This is a genomic window from Metabacillus kandeliae, assembly GCF_021166585.1.
GTDB lineage: Bacteria > Bacillota > Bacilli > Bacillales > Bacillaceae > Metabacillus_B > Metabacillus_B kandeliae.
Genome location: NZ_JAJOZE010000001.1, coordinates 164,484 through 176,722, shown reverse-complemented (window position 1 = coordinate 176,722; position 12,239 = coordinate 164,484). Strand labels below are relative to the sequence as shown.

At 43.7% G+C, this 12,239-nt stretch carries 11 protein-coding genes; 3 read left to right on the top strand and 8 right to left on the bottom strand.

The window, feature by feature from the left end; all coding sequences use genetic code 11:
* Positions 1-33: 33 nt before the first annotated feature.
* Both LRR81_RS00870 and sppA read right to left on the bottom strand, forming a co-directional pair.
* Positions 34-537: an RDD family protein gene (locus LRR81_RS00870; protein WP_231787410.1), complete on the bottom strand. Its 504-nt coding sequence runs from the start codon at positions 535-537 to the stop codon at positions 34-36.
* 17 nt (positions 538-554) lie between these two features.
* Positions 555-1,553, bottom strand: a complete 999-nt coding sequence (gene sppA, locus LRR81_RS00865; protein ID WP_231787409.1) for a signal peptide peptidase SppA — start codon at positions 1,551-1,553, stop codon at positions 555-557.
* Positions 1,554-1,723: 170 nt separating this feature from the next.
* On the opposite strand from sppA, the gene LRR81_RS00860 reads away from it, so the two are divergent.
* Together LRR81_RS00860 and LRR81_RS00855 are read left to right on the top strand one after the other, a co-directional pair.
* Complete coding sequence (locus LRR81_RS00860) at positions 1,724-2,524, top strand: NAD kinase (RefSeq protein ID WP_231787408.1); 801 nt, start codon at positions 1,724-1,726, stop codon at positions 2,522-2,524.
* 115 nt (positions 2,525-2,639) lie between these two features.
* Positions 2,640-3,233: a hypothetical protein gene (locus tag LRR81_RS00855; RefSeq protein ID WP_231787407.1), complete on the top strand. Its 594-nt coding sequence runs from the start codon at positions 2,640-2,642 to the stop codon at positions 3,231-3,233.
* A gap of 315 nt (positions 3,234-3,548) precedes the next feature.
* Here the strand turns inward: LRR81_RS00855 and LRR81_RS00850 are convergent, their stop codons facing one another.
* The 6 genes from LRR81_RS00850 to LRR81_RS00825 all read right to left on the bottom strand — a co-directional run bounded on the left by LRR81_RS00850 (position 3,549) and on the right by LRR81_RS00825 (position 10,519).
* Positions 3,549-4,307: an Ltp family lipoprotein gene (locus LRR81_RS00850; protein ID WP_231787406.1), complete on the bottom strand. Its 759-nt coding sequence runs from the start codon at positions 4,305-4,307 to the stop codon at positions 3,549-3,551.
* Positions 4,308-4,486: 179 nt separating this feature from the next.
* Positions 4,487-6,073 carry an amidohydrolase gene (locus LRR81_RS00845; RefSeq protein WP_231787405.1) on the bottom strand — a complete coding sequence of 529 codons (1,587 nt, stop codon included), beginning with the start codon at positions 6,071-6,073 and terminating at the stop codon, positions 4,487-4,489.
* An 81-nt stretch (positions 6,074-6,154) separates the two neighbouring features.
* Positions 6,155-7,735 carry an acyl-CoA synthetase MbcS gene (gene mbcS, locus LRR81_RS00840; RefSeq protein WP_231787404.1) on the bottom strand — a complete coding sequence of 527 codons (1,581 nt, stop codon included), beginning with the start codon at positions 7,733-7,735 and terminating at the stop codon, positions 6,155-6,157.
* Positions 7,736-7,871: 136 nt separating this feature from the next.
* Positions 7,872-8,087 (bottom strand): alpha/beta-type small acid-soluble spore protein, encoded by a 216-nt coding sequence (locus LRR81_RS00835; protein ID WP_231787403.1) that lies wholly within the window; start codon positions 8,085-8,087, stop codon positions 7,872-7,874.
* A gap of 81 nt (positions 8,088-8,168) precedes the next feature.
* On the bottom strand, positions 8,169-9,368 hold the full coding sequence (gene thiI / locus LRR81_RS00830) for a tRNA uracil 4-sulfurtransferase ThiI (RefSeq protein WP_231787402.1): 1,200 nt from the start codon (positions 9,366-9,368) through the stop codon (positions 8,169-8,171).
* Positions 9,369-9,373: 5 nt separating this feature from the next.
* On the bottom strand, positions 9,374-10,519 hold the full coding sequence (locus LRR81_RS00825; RefSeq protein ID WP_231787401.1) for a cysteine desulfurase family protein: 1,146 nt from the start codon (positions 10,517-10,519) through the stop codon (positions 9,374-9,376).
* Between the two features lie 307 nt (positions 10,520-10,826).
* Here LRR81_RS00825 and brnQ point away from each other — a divergent pair, with 307 nt between their 5' ends.
* Positions 10,827-12,185: a branched-chain amino acid transport system II carrier protein gene (brnQ, locus tag LRR81_RS00820; protein WP_231787400.1), complete on the top strand. Its 1,359-nt coding sequence runs from the start codon at positions 10,827-10,829 to the stop codon at positions 12,183-12,185.
* Positions 12,186-12,239 lie beyond the last annotated feature (54 nt).

The window sequence follows — 12,239 nt, the reverse complement described above, 5'->3', positions numbered from 1 at the left end:
ATAAAGGCGGCAGGCCTGTCTGTTTTAGAATTTTCAGCTGTTATTGACCGCTTTGCGGAGAGTGCCTTCATTAATAACAGAAGTATCAGAGAATAAATCGTGTATGCCCTGTTTTTTCGATGTAAACGCGACTACTGCATACAAAATGAAAACTGTTTTGCAAATATAGCGGCCGACAAGCTCTCTGAAAAGCACAGTCCCCCATGTGAGTTCTTCATTTTTTAAAGGGATTACTTTTATGCCGAAAATCATTTTGCCAAGTGTTTGCTGAAAGTACTTTGTCAAAAGTACAAAGTACAGAAAAAACACAAGCGTACTTATGATATTCGCCGGTGAAAAAATAAAGGAACCGCTGTCCTGCACTTTAAATAATAAAAATAGAGGTTTGATGATCATTTGGCTTACGCTCCAAACAACAATCAGATCAATCAAATAAGCCCACAGCCGAATCCAGAATCCGCTGTAGTGAGGCTGTAAAGCACCTGAAATGCCAGAGGGCCCTGTGTGGTCCTGCCGGCTGTCATATACCGCATCCATTAAACATTGCCCTCCTTTTATTCAGCATACATATACATCAGACGGGAACCATTCTGCTTGGAAAACAGCTGATACAGCCCGAACATTTTCGCGTCATCTCCGAAAAATTTCTGCGTGCTCATGGAAAGGAGTGAGCCGATTCCGGATCCCGCTTTATACCTGACAACCTCAGCATTTGTGCCGATCTGCTTTCTGAGCCCCTCGACAGCTTCATCATAATAGCCGAGCTCATCTACAAGCCCGATGTCTTTCGCCTGTCTGCCGTCATAGATTCTGCCATCGGCAATTTTCCGCACATCTGCCTCTGACATATGGCGTCCTTGGGAGATCACGCCGACAAATCCCTTATAAGCGTTGTTTACCATGTTTTGAAGGATTTTGCGCTCAGCTCCCGTCATATCCCTGTTTGGTGACATAATATCTTTATATGGACCGCTTTTGACTGTATCAAATTTAATGCCAAGCTCTTTGGCAAGATCGCCGTAATTGATGCCCTGCATAATGACTCCCAGTGATCCTGTCAGCGTATCAGGAGCTGCATAAATTTTATCTCCTGCGGTCGAAATATAGTAACCGCCTGAAGCAGCGATTGTTTCCATTGACACATAAACCGGTTTTTTCGTTTTCTTTTTCAAGTCCATGAGCTTTTTATGTATTTCAGCACTTTCTACCACTCCGCCGCCAGGAGAATTGACGCGAAGCAGAATGCCTTTCACAGAGCTGTCATCCTGCGCTTCCTTGATCATGTCAAGAAATTGCCTATGGTTGTATCCGGAGCTTTGGAAAACGCTTGAGGCATCCCCAGTATCCTGAATGGTGCCGTCTACTTCCAGAACGGCGATTTTGCTTGATTTATTTCCCGGAGTGATCACTTCTTCGTTAAATTCCTTGTTGCCGGCAAAAGCCTGCTGCAATGAGGCAGTCCGGGTAAACAACATCGTGGTAAAACTTAACGCGATTGAAAAACCAAATACGGCTATCGCGATAATAATTGCGATCCAACGCTTGCCATTCATGAATAAATTTCCTCCTTATGCTGTTTCGCTTTTGCCGCAATCGCCATCCTCCATTTTAAAAAACAGGGCAACATACGAAAGGACAAGAGTGGTAAACTTGACACCATAAAGTATTTTATCACAATATAAACTAAAGTGGAGGAGTTTTCCATATCCAGGGAGGTATTCACATGGCGGACCGCAGAAATGTCTATTTATATTACAATCACAATCCTGAGTTAGATGCCAAGGTGGACAGCCTTAGCAGCATTGCTGTGAAAAATGGCTTTCACATTGTAAAAGATATTCATCAGGCAAGCATTATCGTGAGCATCGGCGGAGACGGCACCTTTCTTCAGGCTGTAAGAAAAGCCGGTTTCCGTGAGGATTGTCTTTACGCCGGCATTGCAGTTGAAGGCACGGTCAGCCTTTATTGCGATTTTAATCTGCAGGATACAGATCAGATGATTCAGGCAATGACTGAAGAGCAGATCGAAGTGAGGCGTTATCCCCTTATTGATGTAAAGGTTGATGATACAGCGAGGTTTAAATCTTTGAATGAATGCAGCATCCGCTCAGGAATTATTAAAACACTTGTGATGGATGTGTATATTGATGATCTTCATTTTGAAACCTTCCGCGGAGACGGCATGATTATTGCGACTCCGACCGGAAGCACGGCCTATAATAAATCGGTCAGCGGCGCAGTGGTTGACCCTCTGCTCCCTTGCCTTCAGGTGAGCGAGCTTGCTTCTTTGAACAATAATCTGTACCGCACGCTTGGCTCATCTTTTCTTCTCGGCGGCAGCCGCAAGCTGACGCTGAAAATCCTGGAAGGCGGCAATGATTACCCTGTCATCGGCATGGATAATGAAGCCTTGAGCATACGCCATGTTAAACAGATTGAAATTTCCCTTGCGGACACGGCTTTAAAAACCGTTAAGCTAAAAAACAATTCGTTCTGGGAAAAAGTAAAACGTACATTTCTGTGATCAAAATATGGCAAATTCCTGAAAACTCTTGAGAAGAAACCGGCCCGATTGGCATTTCAATCGGGCATTTTATATAATGAAGCCATCTATATGAGAAGAAATTGAGGTAATGTTCATGAAACAAAACATCAAGGCAGCGTGGATTATCCTGCTTCTGTTTTCCTTCTTCGCTGCAGGATGTGCAGAAGCAACAGCTAAAATAAAATCCATCCAGCAGGTTGATTTAATTGCACTCAAACAATTTACCGCAAGCCATGTGAAGGATGACTTCGCAATGAGCGAGCTGATGCGGAACCTCGCGGGGGGCGAAACGGTTCAAAAAATTGATGTTTCAAACAGCAGCCTTAAAGTATGGTACGGAAAAAACAAGCGTGATTTAAGCGAGAAGGAAATCCATGATTTTTGGTTTGGTGACAGCAAGACTCTTGAAAAAATCTTTCTCTACAACGCCATCTATATGGCCCTGCTTGTGCCGGATGCAGAAGAAATTCAGCTGAATGCAGGCGGCAGGCATTTTGAAGTCCCGAGAAGTGCGATGGATGAGCTCTTTAAAAAAGAATTAACAGGCTATAAAAATACAGCCCAGCTTTCCAATAAAGACAGTATGGAGTCTCTTCTAAACTCCAACCAGAAAAAAATACAGGATTTGATTTTCTCTGACAGCTTCCGCAAGCAGTTTTATCAGGAGCATCCTATTTCCAATAAGTAAAGCACGAAGAGTTCTCCCTCGTGCTAATCAGCGTTCATTTTGAGTCTACATGCCTATTAAACCAAATCAAAATTACTCTAAGAGTTTAAAAAGAAGACGCCGTTATGAGCGTTTAAATTTTCTAACTGGGTTTCCGATTTCAAAGTAAATAGTAAGTATCTAAAGTCAGGAATTACCTCCTGGCTTTTTTATGTAACTGATTCATTTCATTTTATGTCTTTACCAGTTAAGTTGTATTATCAAATTTTAAGCACACCACAGCCCAATATAGACATAAAAAAAAGCACCGGCGATTGGCCAGGCACTTTTACCTCCTTATAATCCAACCTGTTCCACACCATACGCAGATTCTTCAGAAGTAAATCCTTCAAACTTTAATTGTTCAAGTAAACCACTTTTTGAAAATCCCCCCATTTCGATATAACTTTCAGCCTTAATTTTAGCTTGTTCATTCCAATCAACGTCGATGTTATCTACTGCAAAAGCTGCATCTTTTTTCGGATATCCCTCGAACTCTAATTGCTTGATAAGCTCTTTTTTAGAAAATCCTCCCATTTCTATATAACTTTCAGCCTTAATTTTAGCTTGTTCATTCCAATCAACGTCGATGTTATCTACTGCAAAAGCTGCGTCTTTTTTCGGATACCCTTCGAATTCTAATTGCTTGATAAGCCCTGTTTTAGAAAAGCCACCCATGTCTATGTAACTTTCCGCTTTTAGTACCGCATTTTCTCGTTCAACTGACATTTCAGGTGCAGCTGGTTCAGCAGCAACCGGTTCTTCAGCTACTGGCTCTTCAGCTACTGGTTCTTCAGCAACCGGCTCTTCAGCTACTGGTTCTTCAGCTACTGGTTCTTCAGCAACCGGCTCTTCAGCTACTGGTTCTTCAGCTACTGGTTCTTCAGCAACCGGATCAACTTCTTCAGCAGGAGCAGCAGGTTCTTTAGCAGAAACGTGTTCCTTTTTCTGTGTAACAGTTTTGTTTTCTCCACCACCGGTTGCAATTCCAATGATAACGAATAAAGCAATAAGGCCAAGAATCGAAAAACCTATAAATTTAAAAAACTTATTCAATGAATTTCCCCCGTAAAATTGGTTACATAAGCAAATTAGCTTAATATACATATATTAACAGATAGCTATTTATTAATCAAAAGAATATTAGGCTTAATTTACTATATCTCTTTATTTAGCAGGTCCATTAATAGTTTTTTAAATCCTTTTCAATCACACAGCCTCTGCGGCGTGCTTTTTTATGTTCTGTATACAATTTTCCCATCAATAACCGTCATAACAGTGTTTGCTTTTTTTATTTCATCATGGGGAACCGAAAAAAGGTCCCTATCCAAAACTGTAAAATCGGCTTCATACCCCTTTTTGACCAATCCCCTGCAATGTTCTTTTTTTATCGCCTGAGCGCTCCCATACGTGTAGAGGCGGACAGCTTCGTAAACTGACAGTGCTTCATCCAAATAGTAGCCCTCTCGATCTGGTGTATGAATGCTCTTTCTTGCGACAGCTGCATGGATGCCGATTAAAGGACTGAGCTCTTCAATCGGAGCATCCGATCCCCCAGCACAAATGAGCCCGTTTTCAAGCAGTGTTTTCCAGGCAAAGCTGTATTTCATCCGCTCTTCACCAAGCCGTTCAATCACCCATGGAAAATCACTTGCTGTGAAACCCGGCTGTATATCAAGGATGAGAGGAAGGTTTTTTGCTCTTTCAATAAGATCTGCCCTTAATATTTGGGCATGAATGATTCTGTCTCTTTGCCCAGGAAGCGGAGGGAATGCTTCAATTGCATTCAGGGCATATTCAAACCCTTTGTCACCGATCGCGTGTATAGCTGCTTCGCGGCCGTACTGTCTGGCCATTTTAACAAGCTCTGAAAGCTCATCCTGTGGATGAACAGCAACCCCTGTCTCATCAGGGGCATCTTCATAAGGCTCGCTTAAAAGTGCTGTTCTTCCTCCAAGCGCCCCATCTGCAAAAACTTTCATCGCCCCTGTTTCCAGGTACGGCGCAGCAAATGAAGGATTCCACTCTTCAAGCTCTTCTATGACAGAATGATGCACAAGAAGATGCGTTTTCAGCGGATTATCCTTTGTAATCACTTTTTGGAAAACATTCAATGTTTCCTTCAAGCCAATATAATAGGACAAGTCCTCTGTATGAACACCTGTAATTCCCTTCCGGCGGCAGTCTTCCACTGCCAGGCGAAGCGCTCTTTTCATATAAGCCTCTGTAACTTCCGGTGCTGCCTCATAGACCGGGTCCATTGCTCTGTCCATCAAAAAACCGGTCAGCTTTCCTTCATCATCTTTTTTCACGATGCCTCCAGGCGGGTCTTCTGTCAGATCCGTTATCCCTGCAAGCTTTAAGGCGGCCGTGCTTGCAAGCAGCGCATGCCGGCAAATTCTTTTCAGCAGTATCGGCTGGTCAGGAAATTCAGCATCAAGTATGTGCCTGTCAAACATATGGCCTTCTTTCAGCTGGTTCTCATTCCAGCCTTCTCCTATAATCCACTCTCCCGGTTCTGCATTTTCTGCCTTTTCTTTAATAGCCTTCAATATTTCTTCATGGCACGTCATTTTTGAAAAATCAATTCTGATCAGTTTTTCTCCATGTCCGATCAAATGAATGTGACTGTCGGTAAAACCAGGATACAGGACAGCTGCTCCCAAATCGACGCGGTCATCTATCATCTCTTTATAGATTTCTTCAAGCTCTTCGCATTTTCCGGCATCGCGAATGATCCCGTTTTCTGTAAAAATTGCTTTTACCGTTTCATTTTCAGCTCCCATCGTATAGATGGTTCCGCCAAACCATAATGTTCCCATTCCGCTTACCCCCATTGCATTTTTCTCCTTTAACGCAGCCTATATAAAAAGACCTGGCTCCGATTGGAACCAGGCAGAAAATTAAGCTTTTGCCCTCTCTGCTTCTAGCTGCCTCAGCTCTACTCTTCGAATCTTCCCGGAAGCGGTTTTCGGCAGGTCTTCAACAAATTCAATTTTTCTCGGATATTTATAAGGGGCTGTTGCCGCCTTTACATGATCCTGCAGATCGAGGGTGATCTGCTCTTTATCGAAATGGCCGTCCTTCAGCACAACAAAGGCTTTTACAATCGTTCCTCTGATTTCATCAGGGCTTGCAACTACTGCACACTCCCGCACCAGCGGATGTTTGATGAGTGCGTCTTCCACTTCAAACGGTCCGATTGTGTAGCCAGAACTGATGATGATATCATCACTGCGTCCCTCGAACCAAAAATACCCATCTTCATCTTTTTTGGCTCTGTCTCCAGTCAGATAATAATCACCCCTGTACTGCATGGAAGTTCGTTCAGGGTCTTTATAGTATTCTTTAAAGAGAGCCGGTGTATCTTTGTGTACAGCAATGTTGCCTACTTCCCCTTCTGCACAAGGCTCCCCTTCCTCATTCACAATTTCAACAGTATTGCCAGGGGTCGGTTTGCCCATGGAACCAGGCTTCAGGTCCATTCCCTTTAAGATGCCGACAAGCAGCGTATTCTCTGTCTGCCCGTATCCATCCCTTACCTGAAGATTAAAGTGGCGGCTGAAAACCTCAATCACTTCCCTGTTCAGCGGTTCACCCGCTGATACTGCGCTGTGAAGGGCATCTAAATGATAGTTTTCAATTCCGTCCACTTTCGCCATAATCCGGTACTCAGTCGGTGTACAGCAAAGAACGTTAATTTTGTAATCCTGAAGCAGCTGCAAATATTTATCAGGGTCAAATTTTCCGTGGTACACAAAGCCGGTTGCACCGCTGCCGAGCACAGATAAAAACGGGCTCCAAATCCACTTTTGCCAGCCCGGCCCTGCAGTTGCCCATACAAGATCGCCGTCTTGAATGCCAAGCCAGTACGGTGCAGCTGTTCTTAAATGGGCAAAGGCCCACCCATGTGTATGTACGGCTCCCTTCGGATTGCCGGTCGTGCCTGAAGTGTAGGACAGAAAGGCCATGCTGTCTCTTTTTGTTTCTGCTGCAGGCAGTTCTCCGGATTGCTTTTCCATTTCCTCCTCCATGGAAAGCCATCCTTCCACTTTCCCGCCCCATGTCCAGGCGTTTAATTCATGAAAAGAGCCAATTTCTTTAAAAGGCTCCGTAAAAGCTGCTTCGCAAACAACTCCTTTTATTTCTCCATGAGTGATCCTGTATTGAATATCCTTTGCTCTAAGCATTTCCGAGCTCGGTATAACGGTAAGTCCCGCTTTTAAAGCTCCGAGATAAACGGCATAGGCGCCAATGATTCTTGGAAGCATAACTAAAACTTTATCTCCCTGCTTCAGGCCGCTCTCGAGTAAGGAGTTTCCAACTTTATTGGCTTTTACAAGCAAGTTCTTATATGTAATTTGTTCTTTCTTTCCGTGATCATTTTCCCATATGAGAGCCATGCGCTCAGGGTCTTTTGCGAATTTTTCTACTTCACTCACTAAATTATACTGTTCTGGTGCAATTAAATCTTCTCTATTCACAGTTTCTGCCCCTCCTTTTATCCCTTTTATTATACATAAAATTTTTAACTATTTAAAATATTTAAGATGGCAGTCATTTAAGGACATAAGAAAAACAGGGGTTGCCCCCTGTTTCCGTAGCCATTTTATTCAGTTATTACTTTTGGTAAGAACCGCCGATTTGTTGTTGAGCCATTTGAACCAAACGCTTAGTGATTTCTCCACCAACAGATCCGTTAGCGCGAGCTGTAGTTTCAGCTCCAAGATTTACACCAAACTCAGAAGCGATTTCGTATTTCATTTGATCGATAGCTTGAGCAGCACCTGGTACTACTAGTTGGTTAGAGCTGCTTTGTCTGTTTTGCTGTGCCATGTGTTCTCACCTCCTTGTGAGTATAGAATGTGTCAAAACACATGGCCTCATTCAAATATTCATTGGTAATTTCTGATAGGTTTACAGAAGCCCTGCAAAAGGAGATTCTTCCGAGTGCGAAACTTTAATGGTTTCCATATTCTCCAAAGCCTCTTTTATCAAGGAATCAAAATCAACAAAGCTTTCAAACCGCTCTACCTTCTCAAGCTTCGGTTTTGTTTTCGGTGCGGCAGGCGTAAAGACCGTGCAGCAATCTTCATACGGGAGAATTGAAATATCGTGTGTATCAATTTTTTTGGCAAGCTCCATAATATCCGTTTTATCCATAGAAAGAAGCGGACGCAGCACAGGTGTCGATGTTACTTCATTAATCGCCTGCATGCTGTGCAGCGTTTGGCTTGCGACCTGCCCAATGCTTTCTCCTGTAATGATGGCAAGGCCCTCCCTTTTGCTTCTGATGGCATCCGTGATTTTTAGCATCATTCTTCTGGTGGAGGTCATTGTGTAATTTTCCGGCACCTGTTTATGAATGAGCTCCTGTATCGCTGTAAAAGGGACAATGTGAACAAGCATGCTGCCGCAGTATGGTGTCAGCTGTGCTGCCAGATCCAGAACTTTCTGCTTTGCCCTTTCGCTCGTATAAGGAGGACTGAAGAAGTGAACCGCTTCAATCTCAACTCCTCGTTTCATGCATAAATATCCTGCAACAGGGCTGTCAAATCCGCCTGAAAGCATCAGCATTCCTCTGCCGCTTGTGCCTGCAGGCATTCCGCCAGCTCCCAGTTCGTCTTTTGTAGTAATAAATGTTGCTTCCTCTCTCACTTCCACCCTGACATCATAGACAGGTTTCCGAACGTTGACTGTCAGATCTTCTGTATTTCTTAGAATATGTCCGCCGATTTCTCTATTTAGTTCATCAGCCGGCACAGGAAAGTTTTTGTCTGCTCTTCTGGCGCTCACTTTAAACGTATCACCTGGTACAGCCGCTTCCTTAATCGTTTCAAGAGCAGCTGTTTTAATCTCCTCCAGCTCGCTTTTGCTTCTGACAGCAAGGCTGAAAGACTGGATGCCAAAAACAGGTTTCAGCTTTTCTTTAATCTCGCTGTACGGCTCTCCGTTCAGCTTAATGTATATTCTGTCTCGTGTGGATGTGTAAGTTAACATCCTGAAAGGCTGCAGCACAAGCTGAATGTTCTTTTTCAGCCTGTCCACAAATTGTTTTCTGTTTCTTCCTTTAGTTGATATTTCACCAAAGCGGATAAGAATATGATCATATTGCATTTTTTCTACCTCGTTACTTTCTTTAAGTGATATATGCCTTCTCGGAGCGCCTCTGCCAAAGCCGGGACAAGCTCGGGAGTATGCTCATAGGATAAGCTGATCCGGATCGTACTTTTTGCCAGCTCCTGCCCTTTCCCCGCAGCCAGCACCGTTTTGCTCTCTGCCTCAAGTCTTGAAGAACAGGCTGACGTGGTCGAAACGTATATTTCTTTTTTCTCCAAATAATGCACGAGTGTTTCTGCCTTTATTCCCGGAACAGAAAAATTGACAATATGCGGTGCCGTTCCTTCAAAAGCAGTGTTCAGCACTGTCCCTTCTATTCCCTGAACAGCTTTCATGATTTCAAGCTTTGTTTCTTTTATCTTGTCCAGCCTGCCGCCATACATTTCCTTTGCCAGCCTTAATGCTTTGGCTGCTGCAGCAATTCCGGGCGTGTTTTCAGTACCTGAGCGATGAGTATATTCCTGAGATCCGCCGCTTAGGAGCGGCAGAAGCGCAGCTCCCTTTCTGCCATAAAGAATGCCGGTTCCTTTAAGCCCGTGAAACTTATGAGCTGAAAGGCTGCAGAAATCTATATGGCAATCCTTAAAGGAAAGCGGAACCTTTATTGCCCCCTGCACATGATCGACGTGAAATTTTGCTCTCGGATGCTCAGCAAGAATGCGGCCGATTTCTTTGATTGGCTGAATGCTTCCAATTTCATTGTTCACATGCATAATGCTGACAAGAACTGTATCGTCCCTCAGGCTGTTTTTAACATCTTCTATTGATACCATACCGTTTTCATCAACAGGCAAAATAGTTGCTTCAAACTGAAAATGCTCTGTCAGCTGTTTTACTGCCTCCAGAACAGACGGATGCTCTATAGCGCTAGTCAAAATATGCCTTCCGTGCTTCATGCCGGCAAAAGCAGCTCCTTTAACCGCCATATTATTGCTTTCAGTACCGCCTGAAGTAAAAATAATTTCCTGATCACTGACTCCTAATAGGGCAGCAGTCTGTTTTCTTGCCTGCTGCATAAGATGCTCGGCCTGGCCCCCAAGCCTATGAAGCGAAGAAGGATTGCCGAAAAAAGTTTCAGCCGCTGTTCTGTACGTTTGCAGTACCTCTGAAAACGGCTTCGTCGTTGCACTGTTATCTAGATAAAGCATGCGGTATGCTCCTTTATATTGACTCTGGCTGAACATGTGCAGAAACAAATTTTAACTTTCTTCTGCCCAGCACAGCTTTTTGCATTTCTTTTAAAAATACGAAAACTCTTACAGTATAGGTAATAAATTAAAAAACTTAACAAAATATATTAACATATAGAATGCAAAAAGAAAATACACACAGCCTTTTAGTTAAGAAAAGTTATCTGAATAGAATGAATAATTAAATAATTAAATTATTCGACAAATTTCTTTTTTTCTATGATAGTATTTAAACGGATTATTTGACCACCTTGGAGGATTGCTTATGAAAAAAGGATTAACTGGGAGAGATACATTTGTTATCGGGTTAATGCTGTTCGCCCTTTTCCTGGGTGCAGGCAATTTAATATTCCCGCCGGGCCTCGGACAAGCTGCAGGAGGTCATGTATGGATTGCGATAGCCGGGTTTCTTATTACAGGAGTCGGCCTTCCGCTCTTAGGTGTTATTGCCATCGGCTATTCTGGAGAAAACCTGAAAACTTTGGCAAGCAGGGTTCATCCATTATTTGCCGCAATATTTACCGCTGTGCTTTATTTAGCCATCGGCCCTTTCTTCGGCATTCCGCGGACAGCGACCGTGTCCTTTGAAATCGGCATCGCGTCCTTTTTGCCAAAGGGAGCAGGAAACGGCGGCCTTTCATTGTTTATTTACAGTGCTGTCTTCTTCGGCATTACGTACTGGCTGGCGCTGAATCCCGGTAAATTGGTAGACCGGATCGGCAAAGCGCTGACACCCGCGCTGCTGATTGTACTTGGGCTGCTTATTTTCAAAAGTATTTTCACACCAATGGGTGAATTCCAAGCCCCGACAGGCGCTTATCAGTCCGGCCCGTTTTTCAAAGGGTTTTTGGACGGATATTTGACCATGGATACACTTGCAGCACTGGTTTTTGGCATAGTAGTCGTAAATGCTGTGAAAGACAAAGGTGCAAAGGATGACAAAACGGTAGCAAAGGTGTGCTTAAAGGCAGGCCTGATTGCAGCTGCAGGCTTAGCCCTGGTTTATCTCGGCCTCGCATACATGGGGGCAACGAGCCTCGCTGCTATTGGGAAGCTGGCAAATGGCGGAGCCATTCTTTCCGCATCAACTGATTACCTTTTTGGTCCTTTAGGGAGCACTGTTTTAAGCCTTGCTATTCTGTTTGCCTGCCTGACTACAAGTGTTGGCCTTGTCTCATCTTGCGGGGAATATTTTTCAACTATTATTCCCTCCCTGTCCTATAAAATGATTATCGGCATTATCACTTTGTTTTCGATTGCGATCAGCAATTTCGGACTGACGCAGCTGATCAGCTTTTCCGTTCCCGTTTTAACAGCCATCTATCCGCTTGCCATCGTACTGATTATCTTGACCTTTATTGACTCCCTTTTTAAAAGAAGACCGGAAGTATACGCCATTAGTCTTCTTTTCACAGGAATTGTTTCGGTCATTGACGGCTTGAAAGCTGCGTCCATTGTTATTCCAGGAGCAGAAAGCTTTTTAAAAGCAGGTCTGCCGCTGTATGAAATGGGAATCGGCTGGCTTATTCCTGCCATTGCAGGCGCAGTCATCGGTTATGTTCTTTCCCTGTTCAGAAAAAGAAGACCGGGATCTTCTGAATGGAAAGAAGCGAGAAATGAATAGGTCATGACAAAACAAGGTTTCTGCTTTTAGAGCAGGAACCTTGTTTTACTATGC

What these genes read in the sequence shown, in the direction of transcription:
- sppA (WP_231787409.1), bottom strand. Translation starts at nt 1,553, where the DNA reads ATGAATGGCAAGCGTTGGATCGCAATTATTATCGCGATAGCCGTATTT.
- LRR81_RS00860 (WP_231787408.1), top strand. Translation starts at nt 1,724, where the DNA reads ATGGCGGACCGCAGAAATGTCTATTTATATTACAATCACAATCCTGAG.
- LRR81_RS00845 (WP_231787405.1), bottom strand. Translation starts at nt 6,073, where the DNA reads ATGGGAACATTATGGTTTGGCGGAACCATCTATACGATGGGAGCTGAA.
- LRR81_RS00825 (WP_231787401.1), bottom strand. Translation starts at nt 10,519, where the DNA reads ATGCTTTATCTAGATAACAGTGCAACGACGAAGCCGTTTTCAGAGGTA.
- brnQ (WP_231787400.1), top strand. Translation starts at nt 10,827, where the DNA reads ATGAAAAAAGGATTAACTGGGAGAGATACATTTGTTATCGGGTTAATG.
- LRR81_RS00870 (WP_231787410.1), bottom strand. Translation starts at nt 537, where the DNA reads ATGGATGCGGTATATGACAGCCGGCAGGACCACACAGGGCCCTCTGGC.
- thiI (WP_231787402.1), bottom strand. Translation starts at nt 9,368, where the DNA reads ATGCAATATGATCATATTCTTATCCGCTTTGGTGAAATATCAACTAAA.
- LRR81_RS00835 (WP_231787403.1), bottom strand. Translation starts at nt 8,087, where the DNA reads ATGGCACAGCAAAACAGACAAAGCAGCTCTAACCAACTAGTAGTACCA.
- LRR81_RS00855 (WP_231787407.1), top strand. Translation starts at nt 2,640, where the DNA reads ATGAAACAAAACATCAAGGCAGCGTGGATTATCCTGCTTCTGTTTTCC.